Source organism: Intrasporangium oryzae NRRL B-24470, assembly GCF_000576595.1.
Classification (GTDB): domain Bacteria; phylum Actinomycetota; class Actinomycetes; order Actinomycetales; family Dermatophilaceae; genus Intrasporangium_C; species Intrasporangium_C oryzae.
On sequence record NZ_AWSA01000007.1, the window covers coordinates 99,571 to 123,241 of the forward strand.

Below are 23,671 nucleotides of genomic sequence, written 5' to 3' on the forward strand. Positions count from 1 at the left end.
CCTCCTCGTGCACACCCCACACGGGCCGCGTGTGCTCGTCGTCGGCGCGGCCGGCAAGACCGGCCGCGCCGTCACGTCCGCCCTCGCGGCTCGCGACGTCCAGGTGCGGGCCGCGCTCCACTCGGCCGCCCGGTCCGGCGAGGCGTATGCCGCTGGGGCGCGGTCGGTCGCGGTCGTCGACCTCACCACGGGGTCGGGTCTCGACGAGGCGCTCGTCGGCGTCGACGCCGTCTACCACCTCGCCCCCAACGTCCACCCGGACGAGGTCGGGATCGCCCGGCGCGTCGCCAAGGCGGCGGTCCGGGCCGGGGTCGAGCGGTTCGCCTTCCACTCGGTCCTGCACCCCGACGACACCTCCATGCCGCACCACCTGCGCAAGGCAGAGGCCGAGGAGGTCGTCCGGGCGGTCGTGCCGACGGCCACGGTGCTGCGCCCGGCGGCCTACCACCAGAACCTGCTCGGCGCCGCCATGGCGGGCTCGATGGCCGTGCCCTACTCCCTCGACGCACCCTTCTCGAACGTCGACCTCGGCGACCTCGCCGAGGTGGCCGCCGAGGCGCTCACGACCGCTGGGCACGAGGGCCGCACCCACGAGCTCGCCGGTCCGGAGGTGCTGTCGGTGCGCGACCAGGCGGCGGTCGCCGCACAGGTGCTCGGCCGGCGCGTCGAGGCGATCCGGATCGACATCGAGGCCTGGTCCGCCGGTCCTGGCGCCGGCCTCGACCGACAGGCCCGCGCCGACCTCCTCGCGATGTTCGCGAGCTACGACCGCTCCGGGCTCGTCGGCGACCCGAGTGTGCTGGCCGACCTGCTGGGGCGACGGCCGCGGACCTGGGCCGACGCACTGCGGCCGTCATAGGCCCCGACGGCCCCGATCGGGCCTCCCCCCGGACGGTCCGGGCTCGGACCCGGCAGAGGGGGTGCAGAGCGCCGAGTCCTCAACCCGTATTGTGTCGGCACACCGACCATGAGGCGGAAGTGCGCCATGGCACCGACCCGCCACCCACGACGGGAGAGACCATGCTGGCGGCCATCGGCCTCGACGACGTCGAGGAGCGCGTCTACCGCCTCCTCGTGACGCTCGGAGCGGTCGAGGCCGACGACCTGGCCCGGCGCCTCGGGACGACGGGCACCACGGTCGAGCTCACGCTCCGCGCCCTCGAGCAGCGCGGCCTCATCGCGCGCGCAGCCTCCCACTCGGGCGGGCGCTGGGTGGCCGCCCCGCCGGGGGTCGCACTGCGCGCCCTCGTCAACCATCAGCGCCACGAGCTCGAGCAGGCCGAGGTCGCCGTCGCCCGGCTCACCGCCGCCTACCGCGCCGACGCGACGGCGGCCGAGCTGCACGACCTCGTCGAGGTGATCGTCGGCGCCGAGGCGGTCTCCCAGCGCTTCCTCCAGATCCAGCTCGGTGCCGTCCGCGAGGTCGCGGCCCTCGTGACGAGGACCCCGATCGCCGTGTCCGGGGGCGACAACGAGGCAGAGGAGACGGCGGCCGCGCGGGGGGTGGAATACCGCATCGTCCTCGAGCGCGACGCCCTCGACGGGCCCGACATGCTCCACGCCCTGACCGAGGGCATGAGCCGTGACGAGAAGGTCCGCGTCGCCGACCGGGTGCCGACCAAGCTCATCCTCGCCGACCGCGAGTCGGCCCTCGTGCCCCTCCTCGCCGACGGCTCCGAACCGGCCGCGCTGCTCGTCCGGGCGAGCGGCCTCGTCGAGCCCCTCGTCGCGCTCTTCGAGTCGGCATGGGAGTCCGCCTCGCCCCTGCGGATCGTCCCGGAGGAGGGCGTCCTCGTGGAGGAGCAGCTCGGACCCGACGAGATCGACGTGCGCATCCTCTCCCTCCTCCTCGCCGGCCTGACCGACTCGAGCATCGCCAAGTCGCTCGACCTCGGCCTGCGGACCGTCCAGCGCCGGGTCCGCGGCCTCATGGACCTCGCCGGGGTGACGACGCGGATGCAGCTCGGCTGGCACGCCCGCGATCGCGGCTGGCTCACCCGCTCCTGACCGCCCGTCACCGAGCCCGTCGCCGAGCCCGCCTCGAGCCCGCCTCGCGCCCGCGTCGGCTGGCAGGGTGCGCCAACAGCGGCCGCACCCGTCCGGCAAGGGCTGACGACGTCCCGGCCCGAGCGATGGGGCACAGTGAGGGCAACCCAGCCCAGCGGCATACGGCGGAGGCAGCCCCCATGAGCGCACCCCTCGACGACATCGTCGTCATCGACCTCTCCCGCGCGCTCGCGGGACCGCATGCGGCGATGATGCTCGGCGACATGGGTGCTCGCGTCATCAAGGTCGAGTCCCCCGGTTCGGGGGACGACACGCGCGGCTGGGGGCCGCCCTTCGTCGGCCCCGACGACGACCCGATCTCGACGTACTTCCTCTCCTGCAACCGCAACAAGGAGTCGATCACCCTCGACCTCAAGTCCGACGACGGGCAGGAGACGCTGGCTCGGCTCGTCCGGGCCGGCGACGTCCTCGTCGAGAACTTCCGCCCGGGCGTCCTCGACCGGCTCGGCTTCTCCGTGGAGCGACTCCACGCCCTCAACCCGCGCCTCGTCGTCCTGTCGATCAGCGGCTTCGGGCACGACGGGCCCGAGGGCGGGCGTGCGGGCTACGACCAGATCGCCCAGGGCGAGGCCGGCCTCATGTCGCTGACCGGGCCCTCCCCTGACGAACCGCAGCGGGTTGGGGTGCCGATCGGCGACCTCCTTGCGGGCATGTACGGCGCCTACGGCGTCGTCGCGGCGCTGCACGACCGCACCCGCACCGGCCGCGGGCGCGTCGTGCGCACGTCCCTCCTCGCCGCGATCGTCGGCGTCCACGCGTTCCAGGGCACGCGCTACACCGTCGCCGGCGAGGTGCCGCGGGCCCAGGGCAACCACCACCCCTCGATCGCGCCGTACGGGCTCTTCACGTGCCGTGACGGTCGGCTGCAGATCGCCTGCGGCAGCGAGAGCCTCTGGGTGCGGCTCGCGACCGCGTTCGGCATCGACCCCGCGGCCCCGGGTCTCGCGACGAACCGCGAGCGCGTCGCCAACCGCGACCGCGTCATCGAGACGGTCAATGCCGCCTTCGCCGACCGCGACCTTGCCGAGCTCCTCGCGACCCTCGAGGACCTCGGCGTGCCCGCCGGCGAGGTTCGCACGCTCGACCGCGTCTACGAGTGGGAGCAGACCCGGTCCCAGGGCCTCCTCCTCGACGTCACCCACCCCGTCCTCGGTGACATCACGATCCCCGGGCCCCCGATCCGCTTCGACGACAACGCCTTCGCCGGCGGGCGCACGGAGCACACCCATCCGCCGATGCTCGGCGAGCACAACGCCTCGGTCCGAGCGTGGCTCGACACGGTCGACGGCGATGAGTGAGCGACCGCGCCACCTCGGGGCCCACGAGCTGCTCGCCACCGTCCTCGACGAGGGGACGTGGGCCGGCTGGGACGGCCCACCGGTCCAGCCGACGCCCGACGACAGCCCGTATGCCGCCGAGCTCGCCGCCGCGACCGCGCGCAGTGGGTGCGACGAGGCGATCATCACGGGCGAGGGCCGCATCCGGGGCCGGCGGGTGGCGGTCATCGCCGGCGAGTTCGCCTTCCTCGCCGGGTCCATCGGCACCGTCGCCGCCGAGCGGATCGTCCTCGCGTTCGAGCGGGCGACCCGCGAGGAGCTGCCCGTCTTCGCGGCCCCGAGCTCGGGCGGTACCCGCATGCAGGAGGGGACGCCGGCCTTCGTCGGGATGGTCAAGATCAGTGCGGCCTGCGCCGCGTTCAAGGCGGCGGGGCTGCCCTACATCGTCTACCTGCGCCACCCCACGACAGGCGGCGTCTTCGCCTCGTGGGGGTCGCTGGGCCAGGTCACCGTGGCCGAGCCGGGCGCGACGATCGGCTTCCTCGGGGCACGCGTCTACGAGGCGCTCTACGGCTCGCCCTTCCCGGAGGGGGTCCAGACCGCGGAGAACCTCTTCGAGCACGGCCTCATCGACGCCGTGCTGCCCGTCGAGGCCCTGGCCGACACGGCCGACCGCGCCCTCAACGTCCTCATGGGACCGCGCGAGGACCTGCCCGACGTGCCCGAGCTCGTCCGGGAGCAGCTGCCCGACCTGCCGGCGTGGGACTCGATCGTGCGCTCCCGGCGCGAGGACCGGCCCGGCGTGCGGACCCTGCTCAAGCTCGGCGCGACCGACGTCCTACCGCTCCACGGCACCGGCCAGGGCGAGTACGACCCCGGACTGCTCATGGCCCTCGCCCGGTTCGGTGGCGCGCCGTGCATCGTGCTCGGCCAGGACCGGCGCGGCCAGACCCTCGAGGCGCCGCTCTCGCCCAAGGGGCTGCGCGTCGCCCGCCGCGGCATGGCGCTCGCCCGCGAGCTCGGGCTCCCTCTCGTGAGCATCGTCGACACCGCGGGAGCCGCCTTGTCGAAGGAGGCCGAGGAGGGTGGCCTCGCCGGCGAGATCGCCCGGTGCCTCGCCGACCTCGTCATGCTCGAGGCACCGACCCTGTGCGTCCTCCTCGGCCAGGGCACCGGTGGCGGCGCCCTCGCGGTCATGCCCGCCGACCGCGTCATCTGCGCGCAGCACTCGTGGCTCTCCCCGCTGCCGCCCGAGGGCGCCTCGGCGATCCTCCACCGCGACACCGCGCACGCGCCCGAGCTCGCCGCGAGCCAGCGGGTCCGCTCGCTCGACCTGCTCGCCGACGGGATCATCGACCGGATCGTCGCCGAGCACCCCGACGCGGCCGACGAGCCGGAGGACTTCTGCCGCCGGATGTCGCAGACGATCCAGCACGAGCTCGCCGTCCTCGCCCGGCAGGAACCGCACGAGCGCCTCGCCGCCCGCCTCGACCGCTACCGGTCCCTCGGCCGCCCCTGACGGCGCGCTCCCCCTGCCCTGACCTTGCCCTGACCTTGCCCTGCCCTTGCCCTGCCCCTGCCCTGCCTCTGCCAGGTCCTTCCCCTCCCTCTGCCAGGTGAACGCGGTGTTCGGTGTCGAACTCAGCGGTATACCGCTGAGTTCGACACCGAACACCGCGTTCACCCCGCGGGTAGAGAGGGGGGCTCCGCACCATCCGCACTCGATGGGTCAGGTGCGCTGGGACGCAGCCCAGCGGCATACATCTGCCAATGAGGGCACCCGCATTGGGCAGGACGTGCCAACGCGCCCACCCCGCTCCCCTGCCTAGGCTCGCGCCAACAGACGTGCGACACCGACCCTGAGGAGCTGGCCATGAGAGTGCTCGTCGCGCTCGGCGGCAACGCCATGACCGGCCCCGACGGGAGCGCCACCCCCCACGAGCAGCGCGCCGCGATCGCGCGCGCCATGGAGCACGTGGCCGATCTCGTCGCTGCCGGGCACGACGTCGTGCTGACCCACGGCAACGGGCCCCAGGTCGGCAACCTCCTCGTCAAGAACGAGCTCGCCGCCCAGGTTGTCCCACCCGTCCCGCTCGACTGGTGCGGCGCGCAGACGCAGGGAACGATCGGCTTCACGATGCTCGACACGCTCGAGGCGTCGCTCGCCGCCCGCGGGCTCGACCGGCGCGTCGCCGCCCTCATCACGCGGACCCTCGTCGACGCCGACGACCCCGGTTTCACCCACCCGACCAAGCCGATCGGTCGCTACCTGCCGCAGGAGCAGGCGCAGACCCTGATCGACCACGGCGAGCGCTGGGAGGACCGCGGCGAGAAGGGCTGGCGGCGCGTCGTCGCCTCGCCCGAGCCCGTCGAGGTCCTCGAGACGCCGACGCTGCTGACCCTGCTCGACGCCGGTTACATCGTCGTCGCCGCTGGGGGCGGTGGCATCCCCGTCGTCCGCTCCGCCCACGGTGTGCACGGCGTCGAGGCGGTCATCGACAAGGACCTCACCGCCGCCCTGCTCGCCCGCGCCGTCGACGCCGACGCCCTCGTGATCGCCACGGACGTCGAGCACGCCATCCTCGGCTGGGGCACGCCCGACGCGAGACCGCTCGGCCGCGTGTCGCTCCATGAGATGGAGACGTATGCCGCTGACGGCCACTTCGCGTCGGGCTCCATGGGACCCAAGGTCGAGGCGGCCCTCCGGTTCGTCCGGTCCGGCGGCACCCGCGCGATCATCACCGCCCTCGACCGGATCACCGAGGCGGTCGACGCCGTCGGCGACATCGGGACCGTGATCGAGCATCCGGTCACCGACCGCTGATCCCGTCGACCAGGTGTCAGCCCGAAGCCCAGACAGCTCGAACCCCAGACAGCCCGAACCCCAGACAGCCCGAACCCCAGACAGCCCGAACCCCAGACAGCCCGAACGAGAAAGGTCATCCCGTGCCCGAAGCCATTGAGGTGCGCAAGGTTCCGATCCACAGCGTCGCCGACGCGTCCGAGCTGGCGAAGCTCATCGACGACGGCGTCATGGAGGCCAGCCGGGTCATCGCCATCATCGGCAAGACCGAGGGCAACGGCGGCGTCAACGACTACACGCGGATCATCGCCGACCGGGCGTTCCGCGAGGTCCTCGTCGCCAAGGGGGCGCCGGCGGAGCAGGTCCGCCAGGTCCCGATCGTGTGGTCCGGTGGGACCGACGGGGTCATCAGCCCGCACGCGACCATCTTCGCGACCGTCCCGCCCGAGAAGGTCGAGCCGTCCGACGACCTGAGGCTCACCGTCGGCTTCGCGATGAGCGAGCCGATCAAGCCCGAGGAGATCGGCTACGTCGCGATGGTCCGCAAGGTCGCCGACGCGGTCAAGGTCGCGATGGAGCGGGCCGGCATCACCGACCCGTCCGACGTGCACTACGTCCAGACGAAGACGCCGCTGCTGACGATCCACACGATCCGCGACGCGAAGTCCCGTGGCCACGAGGTCTGGACCGAGCACACCCACGAGTCGATGGACCTCTCCAACGGCACGACCGGCCTCGGTATCGCCGTGGCCCTCGGTGAGATCGAGATGCCGACCGACGCCGACATCATGCACAACCGCTCGCTCTACTCGTCGGTCGCCTCGTGCAGCTCGGGCGTCGAGCTCGACCAGGCCCAGGTCGTCGTCGTCGGCAACGCTCGTGGCGTGGGCGGCCGCTACCGGATCGGCCACTCGGTCATGCGCGATGCGCTCGACGCCGACGGGATCTGGGAGGCGATCAAGGACGCCGGCCTCGACCTGCCCGAGCGCGCCCACCCGAGCGACATCGACGGCCGGCTCGTCAACGTCTTCCTCAAGTGCGAGGTGAGCCAGGACGGGCAGGTCCACGGCCGTCGCAACGCGATGCTCGACGACTCCGACGTGCACTGGCATCGCCAGATCAAGTCCTGCGTCGGCGGGGTGACCGCCTCGGTCACGGGCGACCCGGCCGTGTTCGTGTCGGTGTCGGCCGCTCACCAGGGACCCGACGGGGGTGGGCCCGTCGCCGCGATCGTCGACCTCGGCGAGGGCGAGCCGACCGGTTACCGCTGGCAGCGCTGACGGCCGCTGCCGTCGCACGGCGCCCACGTTCGAGAGGCCACGTCCCGATGTCGGGCGTGGCCTCTCGACGTCCGGAAGGGCTCAGGCCACGAGCTCGATCGTCACGTCGGGCTCGTGGGTCAGCGTGCTGTGCACGGTGCAGTGGTTGATCATCGCGAGCAGGGCCGGGTGCCGGTCCTCGGGAACGCCGGCCGGAAGGTGGACCTTCACCTCCAACGCAGAGACCCGCGAGGGGGCGGTGGCCATCTCGTACGTCGTCTCGACCCGGAGTCCCTCCACGGGCAGGTGGTGCCGCGAGAGGTAGCGGCGGGCGTAGAACGCGCTGCACGAGGCGAGGCTTGCCACGAAGAGCTCGGTGGGCGTGGGGGCGGAGTCCTCACCGCCCATCGCCTCGGGCTGGTCGACCCGGATCCGGTGCCCCCGGACCTCGATCTCGAACGCGTCCCCTCCTTCGTGCCGCACCGACACGGTGGGACGGGTGACGACGGCTGTCTCGCTCATGACCTTCTCCTTGCGCGGCTTCTCGCTGCCTCCACGCTAATACCCCGTGGGGCATATCGAGGCACCGCCCCTCAGCGTCGTTCGTCACACCGGCTCAGGGCGACACGCCGAGCAGCCGCCAAAGGCTGCGGCTGTACCAGGCCGTGTTGGCGGCTGCTCGGTGTGTTGCGGGAAGGCGGCGCGTCAGTGGGCGAAGTGGCGCGTCCCCGTGAAGTACAGCGTCACGCCGGCCGCCCGGGCCGCCTCGATGACCTCGTCGTCGCGGATCGAACCGCCCGGCGCCACGACCGCCCGCACGCCGGCGTCGAGGAGGATCTGCAGCCCGTCTGCGAAAGGGAAGAACGCGTCGGACGCGGCGACCGAGCCGCGCGCGCGGGCCTCCCCCGCTCGCCGCACCGCGAGGAAGCAGGAATCGACACGGTTGACCTGCCCCATTCCGACGCCGACGGCCGCGCCGTCCTTGGCGAGCAGGATCGCGTTGGACTTGACGGCGCGGATCGCGCGCCAGGCGAACTGCAGGTCGGCGATCGTCGCGGCGTCGGCGGCGTCACCGGCGACCAGGCGCCAGCTGGAGGCGTCGTCGCCACCCGTCACGACGCCGTCCTCACCGCGCACGACGGCGTCGACCTTGTCGACGGTCTGCACGAGTAGACCGCCGCTCACGGCGCGGGTCTCGATCGGGTCGGCCGCCTCGGCCATGCCGGCGGGCAGGCGTAGCACGCGGAGGTTCTTCTTCGCCGTGAGGATCTCGAGGGCCTCGGGCTCGTAGTCGGGGGCGATGATGACCTCGGTGAAGACCGGCTTGGCGGCCGCGGCCATCGCCGCCGTCACGGTGCGGTTCGCCGCGATGATGCCGCCGTATGCGCTCACCGGGTCGGTCGCGTGCGCCCGCTCGTAGGCCTGCTCGATCGTCTCGCCGACGGCGATGCCGCACGGGTTGGCGTGCTTGATGATGGCGACGGTCGGCTGGTCGCCGTGGTCGTGCGCGGCGCGGACCGCCGCGTCGGTGTCGACGTAGTTGTTGTACGACATCTCCTTGCCGTGCAGCTGCTCAGCCGAGGCCACGCCGGGACGCCAGTGGCGGTAGAGGGCAGCCTGCTGGTGGGGGTTCTCGCCGTAGCGCAGGACGGCGGCCCGGTCGAACGTCGCACCGGTCCAGGCCGGGAACCCGGTGCCGTCGGTCGTGTCGGCGACGACGTTGCCCATCCAGTTGGCGACGGCGTTGTCGTAGCTCGCCGTGTGCACGAAGGCCTCGGCCGCGAGTCGCTTGCGCTGTGCCAGCGTGAAGCCGCCCTCGCCGAGGGCCTCCACGACCTGGCCGTATGCCGCTGGGCTCGTCACGATGGCGACGCTCGGGTGGTTCTTGGCCGCGGCGCGGACCATCGACGGGCCGCCGATGTCGATCTGCTCGACGCACTCGTCCTCGCTCGCGCCGGAGGCGACGGTCTCGCGGAACGGGTAGAGGTTGACGACGACGAGGTCGAAGGCCTCGACGCCGAGGTCTGCGAGCTGCTTCAGGTGGTCGGGGTTACGGGTGTCGGCGAGGATGCCCGCGTGCACCCTCGGGTGCAGGGTCTTGACGCGGCCGTCCAGGCACTCGGGGAAGCCGGTGAGCTCCTCGACCTGGGTCACGGGGATGCCCGCTGCGGCGATGGTCTTCGCCGTCGAGCCCGTCGACACGATGGCGACGCCGGCGGAGTCGAGGGCCCGTGCCAGCTCGTCGAGGCCGGACTTGTCGTAGACGGAGACGAGGGCCCGCTTGATCGGGCGGCGGCCATCGGTGGCGGCGGTCATGGGTGCACTCCTGGGTCGGTGACGTCGGTCGCGGCCTGCCCCGGGTCCGGTCGAACCCGACGGCAACCGTTCTCGCGAGGCACCCAGGCGGTCGATGCTCCCGACGTCACTCCCCGGTGGTGTCCCACCCGCGCCAGTCGTGTGCGACCAGCGTAGCGGTCAGGCTCGCCCGATCCGAACTCGTCGCCCCTCGACGACGAACCCCTCGCTCGCCAGACGACGGACGACGTCGACGAGCATGGCCCGCTCCTCGACCTTGATCCGCTCGTGGAGCGTCTCCTCGGTGTCGTCGTCGGCGACGGCGACGGTGCGCTGCTCGATGATCGGCCCGGTGTCGACCCCGCCGTCGACGACGTGGCAGGTGGTGCCCGTGACCGTGACGCCGTAGGCGAGGGCATCGCGCACCCCGTGGGCGCCGGGGAAGCTCGGCAGGAGCGCGGGATGGGTGTTGATGACCGTCTGCTCGCCGAGGACGGCCGCGCCGAGGATCCGCATGAACCCGGCGGAGACGACGAACCGCGGCGCGAATGCACGCAGCCGCTCAGCCAGGCCGGCGTCCCAGGCGGCCCGGTCGGCGAAGTCGGCCGGGCGGCACACGAAGGTCTCGATCCCCGCGCGCCGGGCCCGGTCGAGCCCCGTGCACGGGCGGTCGGCACCCACCGCCGCGATGCGCACGCCGTACGCGGGGTCGGCGGTCGCGTCGATGAGCGCCTGGAGAAGGGTCCCCGAACCGGAGACGAGGACGACGACGTCGACCGGTGCTGACGGGGTGGCGGACGGGGTGGCGGACGGGGTGGCAGACGGGTCGCTCGTCACGGCACGGAGTGTATCCGCCGCCCAGGTGCATCCCTCGGCCCGGCTTCATGGGTGAGGATGGGGCGGTGACCGACCCACGGCTCGACCGAGACATGGCCCTCGCGCGGGAGCGGGCCAGGCGGAGCCTCCCCGGCCAGCTGCTCGTCCTCCTCGGCCTGATCGCGATGTACCTCCCCCTGCCCAAGCGGTTCGTCGCCGTCCTGCCGCTCGTCATCGCGGTCGTCCTCACCGTGAGACTGCTCCGGTTCCTCGCCGGGCGCGACCTGCGCGAGAGGATCTGGCCCCTTCTCACGCTCGTCATCGCCGGGTTGCTCCTGCTCAACCTCGCCCTGCAGGCCGTCTTCTACCCGCGCGTCAGCGCCTACGAGCGCTGCCTCGCCGGCGCGCAGACGAGCCTCGCGCGCGCCGACTGCGAGAAGATCCGCGACGCCGGGCCGTTCGGGAGCGACTACCTGCCCCAGTGAGGCACGCGCAGGCCTGCCGCCGTCGTCAGTCACCGAGCTGGACCGGTGCGTCCTCAGCAGCGTCGACACCCGGACCGGCCGTGGCCGCCCGTGCGCCGGAGGGCGTCGGATCCTACGGCTCGTCCGATGTGCTCGAGCCCCCGCCGTCCGCCGGCCGCTCGACGGTCATCCGGGCCACGCCCCGCTCCGCCCAGAGCCGCGCACCGAGCCAGAGGAGCGCCCCCAGCACGAGCTCCGCGGTGAGCGAGCCGGCGAACGCGGGGACCGCCACGCCGACGGCCGACAGGCGCTCGACGCCGATCGAGCCGTTGCCGAGCCACGTGGCCGCGATGACGACGGCGGCCGAGAGGGCCACGGCGGTGACCATGGCCGTGGCCCGGGCCCGGGTGTTGCCGAAGAACTCGAGCTCGGCGTCGACCCAGCGGGCCACGACGAGCCCGACGACGACGGGAAAAGCGACGACGGCGAACATCGCCGCCGGGTAGTCCGCCTCGTCGGGCAGGGCCGCGAGGACCGGGACGAGCGGCATGAGGCCGGGGTGGGCCGCGGCCGGCGAGACGAGCCCGCCGACGGCGAGCTGGAAACCCGGCCCCGCGAGGAACGACAGGCCCCACGCAGCCGCGTTGCCGAGGAGGATGAGCTGGGCGCCGACGATGACGACACCTGCGACGAGGTTGGCGCCGTACTCGCCCTGGACCGCGACGATGTCGCGCAGGGACCCGAGGACCCGCATCGCGACGATGGCGAGCCCGACGAGCCCCAGCGCGCCCGCACCGCGCCAGCCGACTCGCCACACCGACGGCAGCCAGGTCGGCCCCCGGCGGAACCAGGTGCGGACGAAAGCCGGGGAGTCCTCGTCGTCGGGCCGGACGAGGACGAACCCGAGCGCGCAGAGCGGGACGAGGCCGGCACCGAGCACCGCCGCGACGCCCGGCCCGACCGGACCGCCGAGGGTGAGCAGCGCGAGCAGGGCGGCCACGGACACGTAGCCGACGACGAAGCCCGGCGCCACGGCCCAGCGAACGGCCCGGCTCCAGGCAGCCGTGGACAGCCGCCCGCGCTCGACGGCGACGAGCCGCCGCACCCAGCGCACGCCGATGAGGACGAAGAGGAGCAGGAGCAGGATCGGCGTCACGGAGACGGTCACGCCACTGCCGCCGATCGACTGGCCGTGACCGAGGAACCAGATCGCCGTGCCGACCTGGACCGCCGAGAACCAGCCCAACGAGCTCTCGGGCGCCCCCACCCAGCCGATGAGCGCGGGGAGCAGGGTGACGGACCACGTGCCGACCGCGGCGAGGGCACCCGCGCGCAGTGCGGCATACAGCACCCCACCCAGCGTGGACGTGTGCGTCGTGTGGGTCGGGGTGGTGCTCGTGGCGGTGGGCAGGGGACTGGCTCCTGGCTCGGTCCGCGGTCTGGCCACGGACGGTCTCGGCTGGGCACGGCTGGGCACGGACGGGTCCGCGCTGGCCTCCATGGTCACAAGTCGCGGGCCCGCGTGCGAGCGCCCACGCCGAGGAGGGCCCGATGCGCAGTTGTGACCAACGGGATAGTCGCTTCCTCCGTCCCTGCGGGTGAGGCGACGGACACTGGAGATGAAGGGGGATGAAGTTCCATGAAGACCAGAGTCACCACCATCATGGCGAGCCTGTTCACCGTGCTCGCCCTGGCCGCCGTCCTGGCCGGGCCGGCCGCGCCGGCACCGAGCCGCACCGCCTCCCGCGCCGGGGCGACCACCTCGCAGACCACCGACGTCGCGACGGCTCCCGTCGCCTACGCCGGCACGGTCTATCTGACCTTCGACGACGGGCCGCACCCGACCTGGACGCCGCGGGTGCTGTCGATCCTGCGGAAGTACGGCGTCCACGCCGTCTTCTTCGAGCTCGGACAGAACATCTCGTACTACCCGTCGATCACCCGCTCGCTGCGCTACTACGGCAACCTCATCGGCAACCACACCTGGAGCCACCCGAACCTGACCTACCTCTCGACGAGCTCGGTCATCTGGCAGCTCAACAAGATGGAGTGGACGCTCGGGTACCGGCCGCGGTGCGTCCGGCCGCCCTACGGCGCGACGAACTCCCGGATCGCGACGATCATCGCCAACCGAGGGCAGCGGCAGATCCTCTGGACCGTCGACCCGCGTGACTGGTCGCGTCCCGGCACGTGGACCATCGTCAACCGGGTCCTCGCGAACGTCCGGTCGGGCTCGCGGATCCTGCTCCACGACGGCGGCGGCGACCGGTCGCAGACCGTCGCAGCGCTCGACCTGCTCATCCCGCGGCTCCGTGCCCGGGGCTTCGTCCTCGGGCTGATGGCCTGTTGACACCAACACGTCCGTATGCCGCCCGGCCGGGTGCCCAGCCCGCCCCGGGCACCCGGCCAGGTGGGCGGCATACGGACCGCACTCCCGAGTCCACCGACGTGCGCGAGCGGGCGGCCACCACAGGGTGACCGCCCGCTCGTGCACGTCGGACCGGTGGCGCCCCGACCTGGCTGTACCTAGCCTGCGAGGCCCTGCATGATCTCGCGCATCAGCGCGGCCGTCTCGGACGGCGTCTTGCCGACCTTGACCCCGGCGGCCTCGAGGGCCTCCTTCTTGGCCTGCGCAGTCCCCGAGGAGCCAGAGACGATCGCGCCGGCGTGGCCCATCGTCTTGCCCTCCGGGGCGGTGAAGCCCGCCACGTAACCGACGACCGGCTTCGTCACGTGCTCCTTGATGTAGGCCGCGGCCCGCTCCTCGGCGTCGCCGCCGATCTCGCCGATCATGACGATCGCGTCGGTGTCGGGGTCGTTCTGGAAGGCCTCGAGGCAGTCGATGTGCGTCGTGCCGATGATCGGGTCGCCGCCGATGCCGACGGCCGAGCTGAAGCCGAAGTCCCGCAGCTCGTACATCATCTGGTAGGTCAGCGTGCCCGACTTGGAGACGAGCCCGATGCGGCCGGTGCCCGAGATGTCGGCCGGGATGATGCCGGCGTTGGAGACGCCCGGGGTGATGAGGCCGGGGCAGTTCGGGCCGACGATGCGGGTCGTGCCCTTGTCCTTCGCGTAGTTGTAGAACTCCGCCGTGTCCTTGACCGCGACGCCCTCGGTGATGACGACCGCGAGCGGGATCTCGGCGTCGATCGCCTCGAGGGCGGCGGCCTTGGTGAACTGGGCCGGGACGAAGATGACCGAGACGTTGGCGCCGGTGGCCTCGACGGCCTCCTTGACGGTGCCGAAGACGGGGACGGAGACGCCGCCCTCGAAGTCGACGGTGGTGCCGGCCTTGCGGGGGTTGACGCCGCCCACGATGGCGGTGCCCGACTTGAGCATGCGCTGCGTGTGCTTCATGCCCTCGGAGCCGGTCATGCCCTGGACGATGACCTTCGAGTCAGCGTTGAGGAAGATTGCCATGGCTGTGCGCCCTTTCAGTTCTTCGCCGCGGCGGCGAGCTCGGCAGCCTTGCGGGCCGCGCCGTCCATGGTCTCTTCGATGATGACGCGCGGGTGGTTGCGCTCCGAGAGGATGCGGCGACCCTCCTCGACGTTGTTGCCGTCGAGGCGCACGACGAGCGGGCGGTCCTCCTCGTCGCCCAGCGCATCGAGGGCACCGACGATGCCGTTGGCGACGGCGTCGCAGCTCGTGATGCCGCCGAAGACGTTGACGAAGACGCTCTTGACCTGCGGGTCGGACAGGATGATGTGCAGGCCGTTGGCCATGACCTCGGCGCTCGCCCCGCCGCCGATGTCGAGGAAGTTGGCCGGCTTCTGGCCGCCGAACTCCTCACCGGCGTAGGCGACCACGTCGAGGGTGCTCATGACGAGACCCGCGCCGTTGCCGATGATGCCGACGGAGCCGTCGAGCTTGACGTAGTTGAGGTCCTTCTCCTTGGCGGCGGCCTCGAGCGGGTCGGTGTGCGAGGTGTCCTCGAGAGCCTCGTGGCCCGGGTGGCGGAAGCCGGCGTTCTCGTCGAGGCTGACCTTGCCGTCGAGGGCGACGATGGAGCCGTCCTCGGTCTTGACGAGGGGGTTGACCTCGACGAGCGTCGCGTCCTCGTCGCGGTAGACGGTCCAGAGGGTCTTGACGACCTCGGCGATGGCGTCCTGGTCGGCGGCGTCGAAGCCGGCCGCCTCGACGATCTCGCGCGCCTTGGCGTCGTCGATGCCGACGTTGGGGTCGACGGGGACCTTGGCGAGAGCCTCGGGACGCTCGACGGCGAGCTGCTCGATCTCCATGCCGCCCTCCTTGGAGCACATGGCGAGGTAGCTCCGGTTGGCGCGGTCGAGCAGGATCGAGAAGTAGTACTCCTCGGCGATGCGGGCGCCCGCGGCGACCATGACGGTGCCGACGGTGTGGCCCTTGATGTCCATGCCGAGGATCTGCTCGGCGGCGGCCTGCGCCTCGTCGGCGCTGCGGGCGACCTTGACGCCGCCGGCCTTGCCGCGACCACCGGTCTTGACCTGCGCCTTGACGACGGTCACACCGCCCGAAGCCGCGCCGATGCGCTCGGCCGCCGCGCGGGCCTCCTCGGGGGTGGTGGCGATGGCGCCGGCCAGCACCGGAACGCCGTGCGCCTCGAACATGTCGCGCGCTTGGTACTCGAAGAGATCCACGGGGGGTCCGTCCTCATCGTCGAATCGAATCCTCGTCGGCTGCGCCGGGCGGGCTCACCGCACCGGCACTCGGTCGGGCCGCTCGGGCTCCGGCACGACACGGTCGATCCCTGCGCGAGCGGCGCAGTCGACGGGGGCTGTCCCTCGGACTCTAGTGCCCGTGGGCGGTGACATCGGAACCGGGGCGCGTCGGACCGGACGAAGATCACACTCGTGCGCCGCGGCGCGCGCCCGCCTCGGACACTCCCGCAGGTATGCCGCCGGGCGGGGTCGCGCTGCGCCGCCCGGAGGGCTCAGGCGGGCTTGACGTTGGTGCGCACCCAGTCGACGATCTCGGTCGTCGTCGCGCCCGGGGTGAAGATCTTGGCGACGCCGAGAGCCTCGAGCTGCGGGATGTCGTCCTCGGGGATGATCCCGCCGCCGAAGACGACGATGTCGCTCGCGTCGCGCTCCTCGAGCAGCTCGACGACGCGGGCGAAGAGCGTCAGGTGCGCGCCGGAGAGGACCGAGAGGCCCACGACGTCGGCGTCCTCCTGGATGGCCGCCTCCACGATCTGCTCGGGCGTCTGGTGCAGCCCGGTGTAGATGACCTCCATGCCGGCGTCGCGCAGGGCACGAGCAACCACCTTGGCTCCGCGGTCGTGCCCGTCGAGACCGGGCTTGGCGACGACGACTCGGATCACTTCACCGGCGGAGACCTCACTCATGCCGCGAACTCTAGCCAGACGCGCGCGGGGCGTCGCCGCAAAGTGACCCATCCCCCACGAGTCGGGGTACGGTCACGATGTGGCAGTGGCAGCACGTGCGGCACGGACGCCGCAACCCGGCGGCACCCCTGACGGTGACGCGGGCAGCCCCCGAGGGGTGCTCGCGAGCATCGGCGCGGCAGCGGGCGCCCTGCTGACACCGGTCGGGATCGTCGGGGCGGCCGTCGAGGCGACCTGGATGACCCTCCACCTGGGCCTCTACCCGCTCGGGCTGCTCGGCGCCCGCGCCACCGACCGGCGCGACGGCTACCGCCTCGAGCACCTGCCGCCCAGCCAGCGGGGCCTGGCGATCCGCAACGTCGAGGCCGCCGAGACCCCGATCCTGCTCGTGCACGGCATGGTCGACAACCGCTCCATCTTCACCGTGCTCCGCCGAGGTCTCGTCCGGCGCGGGTTCGGACGCATCGAGACGATGAACTACTCGATCTTCACCGGTGACGTGCGTGCGGCGGCGGCCCGGCTCGGTGCCGAGGTGGAGCGGATCGTCGAGGAGACCGGCTACGAGCGGATCCACGTCATCGGCCACTCCATGGGCGGCCTCATCGCGCGCTACTACGTGACCCGGCTCGGCGGCGACGCGCACGTCCACACGCTCGTCACGCTCGGCACGCCCCACCACGGCAGCTACCTCGCGATGGCCTGGAACACCAGCCTCACCCGCCAGCTCCGGCCCGGGAGCGGGCTCATGACCGAGCTCGCGCAGCCGGTCAAGGACTGCCAGACGCGGTTCATCGCCTACTGGTCCGACCTCGACCAGGTCATCCTCCCGCAGTGCCACGCGGCCCTGCACCACCCCGACCTCAACGTCCACAACATCGCCCTCCACGGGGTGGGCCACATGAGCCTGCCGGTGACGAGCTCGGTGGTCCGCGGCATCTCGACGGCGCTCGCCCACCTCGACGTGACCGGTGCCACGGTGACGCCCGGAGTCAGCCAGCTGCGGACCCGTCGGACGAGCCTCGCGCGGCCGTCCGGCACCTCCGGGACGGCCCAGCCAGGGGTTCCCTCCTGACACCCGGGGCAGCCCCGACATCCGGGAGAAGTCGGGCGTGGTCAAACCTTCCACTGACGTCCGCGATGCCCTAGTGTCGGGCGAGGTTCCGGACGTGCCAGCCCCACCACAGGCAGGAGCTCGAGGTCCAACCGTTTTTTGCGTTACGAAAAGGTCACGTTAGTCTGATCGCTCGCAACTGGCTTGAGTTAGGTAGTTCTTGGTGCCCAACAGCAGATACGTCGGCCGTCATCGGCCAGAGATGAAGCCGCTTCGGGGTCGACAGGTCGTCGTCCCCATTGCTTTGCTCTCCTCCACGGTTGCCGGTGGCCTCCTCGTCCGCGATGCGGGCGCGAGCCAGCTGAGCCCCGAGGCGGCGGCGATGAAGAACCTCTCCAACTCGGTGGCCGGCCTGGGCCTCACCGCAGACCCCGCGGCGGTCGCCGCGGCCACCGCCGAGCGCGGCGCCTCCGGACGGTCCTCGCGTGACATGGCCCGTCAGGCGACCCCCCTGATCCTGACCGCGTCCGCGGCCGCAGACGCCGCAGCCAAGGCCGAGCAGGACCGCGTGGCCGACGCCAAGGCCCAGGCGGCCAAGGCGAAGGCCGACGCCAAGGCCAAGGCCCTGGCCGCTGCACACCGCTGGGTCAAGCCCCTCTTCTCGAGCTACACGCTGACGTCGGGCTTCGGCTGGCGATGGGGCAAGATGCACCCGGCCCAGGACCTCGCCGTGGCGATCGGCACCCCGGTCCACGCCCTCTCGAGCGGCACCGTGATCTTCGCCGGGTGGTCCACCGAGGGCTACGGCTACATGGTCAAGATCCGCTACTGGGACGGCACCGTCTCGTGGATGGCGCACAACAGCCGCCTCGTCGTCAGCGTCGGCGAGAAGGTCGACCCCGGCCAGGTCGTCTCCTACAGCGGGAGCACCGGTAACTCGACCGGCCCCCACGTGCACCTCGAGATCCACCCCGACGACGGCGCGGCGGTCGCCCCTCGGACGTGGCTCGCCAACCACGGCGTCTACCTCTGAGACCCGCCCACTGGAACGCCGAGAGGCCCGCCCCGATCCGGGGCGGGCCTCTCGTCTTCGTGCTCGCATGGCTGGAACCGCGCGTCTCGAGACACGCAGTCGAGGCGGCTCAGAGCTTGGTCAGCGGGGCGTAGCGCAGCAGGAGCCGCTTCGTCCCGGTCTCCTCGCCGAAGTCCACGTGCGCCATCGACTTCTCGCCCTCCCCTTCGACACGCACGACGGTGCCGAGGCCGAACGAGTCGTGCGTGACGCGGTCGCCGGACTGGAGGGCGATGATCGGCCGCTTGCCGGGGCTGCGCACCCCGGGCCGGGCGGCGAGGGTCGCCACGGCCGGCTGGCCGGCGCCCCGCGCACCGCTGAACGACGGGCCGAGGCGCTGCCAGTCGAGCAGGTCCCCGGGGATCTCGTCGAGGAAGCGCGAGGGCGGGTTGTACTGCGGCGCCCCCCAGGCGGACCGGACGGCGGCGCGGGAGAGGTAGAGCCGCTCTCGAGCCCGGGTGATGCCGACGTAGGCGAGCCGTCGCTCCTCCTCGAGCTCCTTCGGGTCGCTCAGGGAGCGCATGTGCGGGAACGTGCCGTCCTCGAGGCCGGTGAGGAAGACGACCGGGAACTCGAGCCCCTTCGCCGTGTGGAGGGTCATGAGCGTAACCACGCCCTGGGCCTGGGCCTCGGGCTCGTCGGGGATCTCGTCGGCGTCGGCGACGAGGGAGACCTGTTCGAGGAACTCCTCGAGGTCACCCGCCGGGCCGACGTCCTCGGGCTCCTGTCCCGGAGCCAGCTCTCCCCCGGCCTCCTCGACCTCCTGCGCCTTGCGCTCGTCGAACTCCTGGGCGACCGCGACGAGCTCGGCGAGGTTCTCGATTCGGGTCTCGTCCTGGGGGTCGTGGCTCGCGCGCAGCTCGGCGAGGTATCCGCTCTGCTCGAGGGTCGCCTCGAGCAGAGCCGCCACGCCGCTGCCGCTCTCGTGGACGACGCGCAGCCGTTCGAGCAGGTCGGTGAAGGCCTTGATCGCGGCGACCGAGCGGGTCGCGATGCCGGGCGCGTCCTCGGCGCGGCCGAGCGCCGCGACGAACGGGATCCGCTCGCGCTCGGCGAGCGCCGCGACGCAGGCCTCGGCCCGGTCGCCGATACCGCGCTTGGGCACGTTGAGGATGCGACGCAGGTTGACGGTGTCGGTGGGGTTGGAGACCACGCGCAGGTAGGCGAGCGCGTCCTTGACCTCGCGTCGCTCGTAGAACCGGGTGCCGCCGACGACCTTGTAAGGCAGTCCGACCCGGACGAGGACCTCCTCGATGGCACGGCTCTGCGCATTGGTCCGGTAGAAGACCGCGACGTCACCGGGACGCACGTCACCCGACGTCGCGAGCTCGTCGATCTGCTTGGCGATGAACGCCGCCTCGTCGTGCTCGTTGTCGGCGACGTAGCCCGTGATCATCGCGCCGTCGCCCGAGTCGGTCCAGAGGTTCTTGGCCCGGCGCGCCTCGTTGCGGGCGATGACGGCATTGGCCGCCCGGAGGATGCGCTGGGTCGAGCGGTAGTTCTGCTCGAGCAGGATCGTCCGCGCGTCGGGGTAGTCGTTCTCGAACTCGAGGATGTTGCGGATCGACGCGCCCCGGAAGGCGTAGATGGACTGGTCGGAGTCACCGACGACGCAGAGCTCGGCGGGCGGGACGGCATACGAGTCCTCGGGCCCGCGAACGGGACCGACGAGCTCGCGGATGAGCTGGTACTGGGCCTGGTTGGTGTCCTGGTACTCGTCGACGAGGACATGCCGGAAGCGACGCCGGTAGTACTCGGCGACGTCGGGGAAGGCCTGGAGCATCGTGACGGTCACCATGATGATGTCGTCGAAGTCGAGCGCGTTGGCCTGCCGAAGGCGGCGTTGGTACTGGGTGTAGGCGTCGGCGACCATCCGGTCGTAGTGGTTGCCCTCGGCGACCTGCGAGGAATAGGTCTCCTCGTCGATGAGCTCGTTCTTGAGGTTGCTCACCTGGGCGGAGAAGCTCCGCGGCGGATAGCGCTTGGGGTCGAGGTCGAGGTCGCGCAGGACGAGGCTCATGAGGCGCTGGCTGTCGGCGGCGTCGTAGATCGAGAAGGTCGACCTCATCCCGATCTTGGCGGCCTCGCGGCGCAGGATCCGCACGCACGCGGAGTGGAACGTCATGACCCACATGGCTCGGGCCCGCGGGCCGACGAGCGCCTCGACACGCTCGCGCATCTCGGCGGCCGCCTTGTTGGTGAACGTGATCGCGAGGATCTGCCCGGGCTGGGCGTGGCGCTCGCCGAGGAGCCACGCGATGCGGTGCGTGAGGACGCGGGTCTTGCCCGACCCCGCGCCGGCGACGATGAGCAGCGGGCTCCCCTCGTGGACGACGGCCTCGCGCTGCTGGGCGTTGAGCCCTTCGAGGAGCTTCTCCGGGTCGATCTCGTGGCCGCCCGTATGCCGCTGGGTGGCGTCGCCACCGCGCGCCGCCGCCTCGGCCCAGGTCGGGACCCCCTTCTCGGTCACGTCGGCTCGGGCTGCGGGTGCGCCGGAGCGAGGCCCGTCGGGCTCGAAACCGGGGAAGGCGAGGTCGTCGAAGAGCGTGCTCATGATGAGTCCCACCCTACGTCGCGCCGCCCACAGGCCGGTGCACCGTCGAGGCCGCGGCGGGGTGGCCGGGGGCCCCGAGCCACCGTCGCCCGCGGTGCCCGAGAATGGCCCGGTGAGCCACGTGAACCCCTTCTCCCTGCGCGACGCGACCGCCGAAGACCTGCCCGACCTGCTGCGCCTCGTGCGAGAGCTCGCGATCTACGAGAAGGAACCCGATGCGGTCACGGCGACCGAGGACCACTTCCGGGAGGTCCTCTTCCCCGCGGACGCCGGCCCGACGGCATACGCGCTCGTCGCCGAGCGGGAGGGACGGATCGTCGGCATGGCCATCTGGTTCCCGAGCTTCTCGACGTGGACCGGACGCAACGGCCTGTGGCTCGAGGACCTCTTCGTCGAGCCGGAGCAGCGGGGGCTCGGCATCGGCAAGGCGATGCTCGTCCGGCTCGCACAGGTCTGCGTCGAGCGCGGCTGGACGCGGTTCGAGTGGTGGGTGCTCGACTGGAACAGCCCCTCGATCGAGTTCTACCGACGCCAGGGCGCCGTGGCCCAGGAGGAGTGGACGACCTACCGCGTCGACGGAGACGCCCTGCACCGGCTCGCCGGCGCGTGAGGAGGGCCACAAGTCCCTTACGCCACGAGACCGGCGCGGCGATGCTGGAGAGAGCTCCCTGACGACGGAGAAGGAATGTCTACCTCGCCCCGGCGACGCATCGGTCCGGTCGACACGATCTGGCTCAACATGGACCGGCCGAACAACCTCATGGTCATCGAGTCGCTCATGCTGCTGGAGGCGGTCCCGGACTGGGATGCGGTCGCCCAGCTGATCCGCCGCCGCGTCGTCGAGCCCTTCCCCGTCTTCCACCAGCGGCCGGAGGCCGCGTCGCTCGTCGGGCAGCCCTTCTGGGTCGACGACGAGGACTTCACCCTCGAGCGGCACCTGGTGCGCGCCACGCTTCCGGCACCGGGCGACGACGCCGCCCTCCAGTCCTACATGGAGAGCCGGCTCCACGTGCCCCTCGACCGGGCGCACCCGTTGTGGCAGCTGCACCTCATCGACGGGTACGGCCACGGCGCGGCGCTCTTCCTGCGCATCCACCACTCGCTCGCCGACGGGGTCGCGCTCGCGCGGGTGCTCATGTCGCTCACCGACGGCGGTCCCGACGAGGCGCCCGGGCAGGCGGCGTCCGCCGGGGCAGCAGCCGCGCCGACCCTGACGGGCGCGCTGGACAACCCTGACGTCGTCGCGACCATCCAAGGGCTCGAGAACCTCGAACACCTCGAGAACCTCGAAGGCTTCGAACGCCCGGACCAGCCGGAGCGTCGGGACGGGGACGAGGGCCGAGCGGCATCGGCGCCTCCCGCGCCGAACCGGTCGAGCCCACCGCTCGTCGGGGTCGGGCTGCGGGTCGCCCGCGACGGCGTCGGCGCGCTCCTGCGGCTCCCCACGCCGAGCGGCGCCCTGGACGCAGCGCGCCTCGGCGTGCGCACCACCCAGGTCGTGGCTGACCTGCTCTTCGCCCACAACCCCGCCAACCCCTTCGACGGCCGTCCGAGCGGCGCCAAGCGGGTCGTCTGGACCGACCCGCTCCCCCTCGTCGGGCCCAAGCAGCTCGGGCGCCTCGCCGGGGCGACGCTCAACGACGTGCTCATGAGCGCGGTGGCCGCGGCCCTGCACCGCTACCAGACCGACCGCGGCGAGAGTCCCGTCGACCTCGTGACCATGGTGCCGGTCAACGTCCGGCCCCTCGACGAGCCGCTGCCGCCCGAGCTCGGCAACCGGTTCGCGCTCGTCTTCTTCCGGTTCCCCAGCGCCCTCGGCGCCCCGCTCGCGCGGCTCTCGGAGACCAAGCGCCGGATGGACTGGCTCAAGGCCTCCCCGGAGGCGGTGCTCACCTACGCGCTCATCAACGCCATCGGCCGGACGAGCCCCGGCCTCGAGCGCTATGTCGTCGACTTCTTCGCCAACAAGGCGATCGGGGTGACGACCAACGTCGCCGGTCCCCGCTCGGTGCGGACGCTGGCGGGGGTTCCGGTCACCGGCGTCCTCGGCTGGGTGCCGGGCTCGGGCCGGCACACGGTCGGGGTCTGCATCTTCACGTATGCCGGCACGGTCCGCGTCGGCTTCATGACCGATGCCGCCGTGGTACCGGACCCGGAGCGCCTCCTCGCCGCCTTCGAGGACGAGCTCGACCACATCGTGCGCATCGGCCGGGCCCGCCCGCGCCGGGGAAGGAGTCGCCGTGCCGACCGACCACGCGCGACGTGAGGTCGAGGTCGCGGCTGGTGCAGAGCGGGTGCTCGCCACCCTCCGCGACGTCGCGAGCCAGCCGCAGTGGGTCCCGGCGATCCGGGAGGCCGAGGTGCTCGAGGTCGACGAGCTGGGCCTCCCCCGGACAGCCCGCTTCGCCGCCGCGACCGCAGTCGGCACCGACCGCTACACCCTCGCCTACGAGCACTCGCCCGACGGGATGCGATGGACGATGGTCGAAGGACGCCTCCAGACGGGGCAGGAAGGCGACTACGCCGTCGAGTCCCTGGGCCCCGACCGGGCCCGGGTCACCTACGACCTGACGATCCACCACAGCCTGCCGTTGCCCGGGTTCGTCCGCTCGCGGATCATCGCCGGCCTCGTCGACGAGACGCTCTCCGGGCTGCAGGAACGAATGGCCGCCTCGACCTGACCATGG

The 23,671-nt window shown here is 72.2% G+C and carries 21 protein-coding genes and 1 riboswitch; of the genes, 13 read left to right on the forward strand and 8 right to left on the reverse strand.

Translation table 11 applies throughout. The annotated features are described in order from the left end of the window. The first annotated feature begins 7 nt into the window (after positions 1-7). From N865_RS04650 to bar, 6 genes are all read left to right on the forward strand, one after another. The gene (locus tag N865_RS04650; protein ID WP_034802065.1) at positions 8-859 is read left to right on the forward strand and encodes an SDR family oxidoreductase; all 852 of its coding nucleotides are present in this window, start codon (positions 8-10) and stop codon (positions 857-859) included. Between the two features lie 161 nt (positions 860-1,020). Continuing rightward, positions 1,021-2,007, forward strand: a complete 987-nt coding sequence (locus N865_RS04655) for a helix-turn-helix domain-containing protein (protein ID WP_034802170.1) — start codon at positions 1,021-1,023, stop codon at positions 2,005-2,007. Between the two features lie 179 nt (positions 2,008-2,186). After that, positions 2,187-3,365 carry a CaiB/BaiF CoA transferase family protein gene (locus tag N865_RS04660; protein WP_034802068.1) on the forward strand — a complete coding sequence of 393 codons (1,179 nt, stop codon included), beginning with the start codon at positions 2,187-2,189 and terminating at the stop codon, positions 3,363-3,365. Then, positions 3,358-4,863 (forward strand): acetyl-coenzyme A carboxylase carboxyl transferase subunits beta/alpha, encoded by a 1,506-nt coding sequence (locus N865_RS04665; protein ID WP_034802071.1) that lies wholly within the window; start codon positions 3,358-3,360, stop codon positions 4,861-4,863. The genes N865_RS04660 and N865_RS04665 overlap by 8 nt, the downstream gene beginning before the upstream one ends. Before the next feature lie 354 nt (positions 4,864-5,217). After that, complete coding sequence (locus N865_RS04670) at positions 5,218-6,168, forward strand: carbamate kinase (RefSeq protein ID WP_034802074.1); 951 nt, start codon at positions 5,218-5,220, stop codon at positions 6,166-6,168. 122 nt (positions 6,169-6,290) lie between these two features. Beyond that, on the forward strand, positions 6,291-7,427 hold the full coding sequence (gene bar, locus N865_RS04675; protein WP_034802076.1) for a barbiturase: 1,137 nt from the start codon (positions 6,291-6,293) through the stop codon (positions 7,425-7,427). A gap of 81 nt (positions 7,428-7,508) precedes the next feature. Here bar and N865_RS04680 read toward each other — a convergent pair whose 3' ends face one another. The 3 genes from N865_RS04680 to purN all read right to left on the reverse strand — a co-directional run bounded on the left by N865_RS04680 (position 7,509) and on the right by purN (position 10,538). Then, positions 7,509-7,928 carry an OsmC family protein gene (locus N865_RS04680; RefSeq protein WP_034802079.1) on the reverse strand — a complete coding sequence of 140 codons (420 nt, stop codon included), beginning with the start codon at positions 7,926-7,928 and terminating at the stop codon, positions 7,509-7,511. Between the two features lie 183 nt (positions 7,929-8,111). Next, the gene (gene purH / locus N865_RS04685) at positions 8,112-9,722 is read right to left on the reverse strand and encodes a bifunctional phosphoribosylaminoimidazolecarboxamide formyltransferase/IMP cyclohydrolase (protein ID WP_034802082.1); all 1,611 of its coding nucleotides are present in this window, start codon (positions 9,720-9,722) and stop codon (positions 8,112-8,114) included. A gap of 74 nt (positions 9,723-9,796) precedes the next feature. Then, a riboswitch (ZMP/ZTP riboswitch) is annotated at positions 9,797-9,873 on the reverse strand. A gap of 8 nt (positions 9,874-9,881) precedes the next feature. Further along, entirely contained in the window at positions 9,882-10,538 is a 657-nt protein-coding gene (purN, locus tag N865_RS04690; protein ID WP_034802085.1) for a phosphoribosylglycinamide formyltransferase, read from the reverse strand. 65 nt (positions 10,539-10,603) lie between these two features. Here purN and N865_RS04695 point away from each other — a divergent pair, with 65 nt between their 5' ends. After that, positions 10,604-11,002: a hypothetical protein gene (locus N865_RS04695; protein WP_034802086.1), complete on the forward strand. Its 399-nt coding sequence runs from the start codon at positions 10,604-10,606 to the stop codon at positions 11,000-11,002. Positions 11,003-11,114: 112 nt separating this feature from the next. Here N865_RS04695 and N865_RS04700 read toward each other — a convergent pair whose 3' ends face one another. Beyond that, entirely contained in the window at positions 11,115-12,428 is a 1,314-nt protein-coding gene (locus N865_RS04700) for a cell division protein PerM (protein ID WP_157557560.1), read from the reverse strand. Between the two features lie 192 nt (positions 12,429-12,620). On the opposite strand from N865_RS04700, the gene N865_RS04705 reads away from it, so the two are divergent. Then, a complete protein-coding gene (locus tag N865_RS04705; protein WP_034802087.1) occupies positions 12,621-13,331 on the forward strand; it encodes a polysaccharide deacetylase family protein in 711 nt (236 codons plus the stop codon). 176 nt (positions 13,332-13,507) lie between these two features. On the opposite strand, the gene sucD is transcribed toward N865_RS04705, so the two are convergent. From sucD to N865_RS04720, 3 genes are all read right to left on the reverse strand, one after another. Further along, the gene (gene sucD / locus N865_RS04710; RefSeq protein WP_034802089.1) at positions 13,508-14,401 is read right to left on the reverse strand and encodes a succinate--CoA ligase subunit alpha; all 894 of its coding nucleotides are present in this window, start codon (positions 14,399-14,401) and stop codon (positions 13,508-13,510) included. A 14-nt stretch (positions 14,402-14,415) separates the two neighbouring features. Further along, positions 14,416-15,600: an ADP-forming succinate--CoA ligase subunit beta gene (sucC, locus tag N865_RS04715; RefSeq protein ID WP_034802090.1), complete on the reverse strand. Its 1,185-nt coding sequence runs from the start codon at positions 15,598-15,600 to the stop codon at positions 14,416-14,418. Positions 15,601-15,893: 293 nt separating this feature from the next. Beyond that, positions 15,894-16,307, reverse strand: coding sequence for a cobalamin B12-binding domain-containing protein (locus N865_RS04720; protein ID WP_034802092.1), 414 nt, complete (start codon positions 16,305-16,307; stop codon positions 15,894-15,896). Positions 16,308-16,392: 85 nt separating this feature from the next. Between N865_RS04720 and N865_RS04725 the strand changes: the two genes are divergently transcribed. Together N865_RS04725 and N865_RS04730 are read left to right on the forward strand one after the other, a co-directional pair. Continuing rightward, complete coding sequence (locus tag N865_RS04725; protein ID WP_034802093.1) at positions 16,393-17,379, forward strand: esterase/lipase family protein; 987 nt, start codon at positions 16,393-16,395, stop codon at positions 17,377-17,379. A 241-nt stretch (positions 17,380-17,620) separates the two neighbouring features. Further along, positions 17,621-18,391: a M23 family metallopeptidase gene (locus tag N865_RS04730; RefSeq protein ID WP_245603659.1), complete on the forward strand. Its 771-nt coding sequence runs from the start codon at positions 17,621-17,623 to the stop codon at positions 18,389-18,391. Positions 18,392-18,500: 109 nt separating this feature from the next. Here N865_RS04730 and pcrA read toward each other — a convergent pair whose 3' ends face one another. After that, positions 18,501-20,984: a DNA helicase PcrA gene (pcrA, locus tag N865_RS04735; RefSeq protein WP_034802179.1), complete on the reverse strand. Its 2,484-nt coding sequence runs from the start codon at positions 20,982-20,984 to the stop codon at positions 18,501-18,503. A 112-nt stretch (positions 20,985-21,096) separates the two neighbouring features. Here pcrA and N865_RS04740 point away from each other — a divergent pair, with 112 nt between their 5' ends. The 3 genes from N865_RS04740 (at position 21,097) to N865_RS04750 (ending at position 23,665) form a co-directional block, all read left to right on the forward strand. Continuing rightward, complete coding sequence (locus N865_RS04740) at positions 21,097-21,594, forward strand: GNAT family N-acetyltransferase (protein ID WP_407636737.1); 498 nt, start codon at positions 21,097-21,099, stop codon at positions 21,592-21,594. A gap of 75 nt (positions 21,595-21,669) precedes the next feature. Next, positions 21,670-23,250, forward strand: coding sequence for a WS/DGAT domain-containing protein (locus N865_RS04745; RefSeq protein ID WP_051510162.1), 1,581 nt, complete (start codon positions 21,670-21,672; stop codon positions 23,248-23,250). After that, positions 23,225-23,665: an SRPBCC family protein gene (locus tag N865_RS04750; protein ID WP_034802095.1), complete on the forward strand. Its 441-nt coding sequence runs from the start codon at positions 23,225-23,227 to the stop codon at positions 23,663-23,665. Before N865_RS04745 ends, N865_RS04750 begins: the two co-directional genes overlap by 26 nt. Positions 23,666-23,671 lie beyond the last annotated feature (6 nt).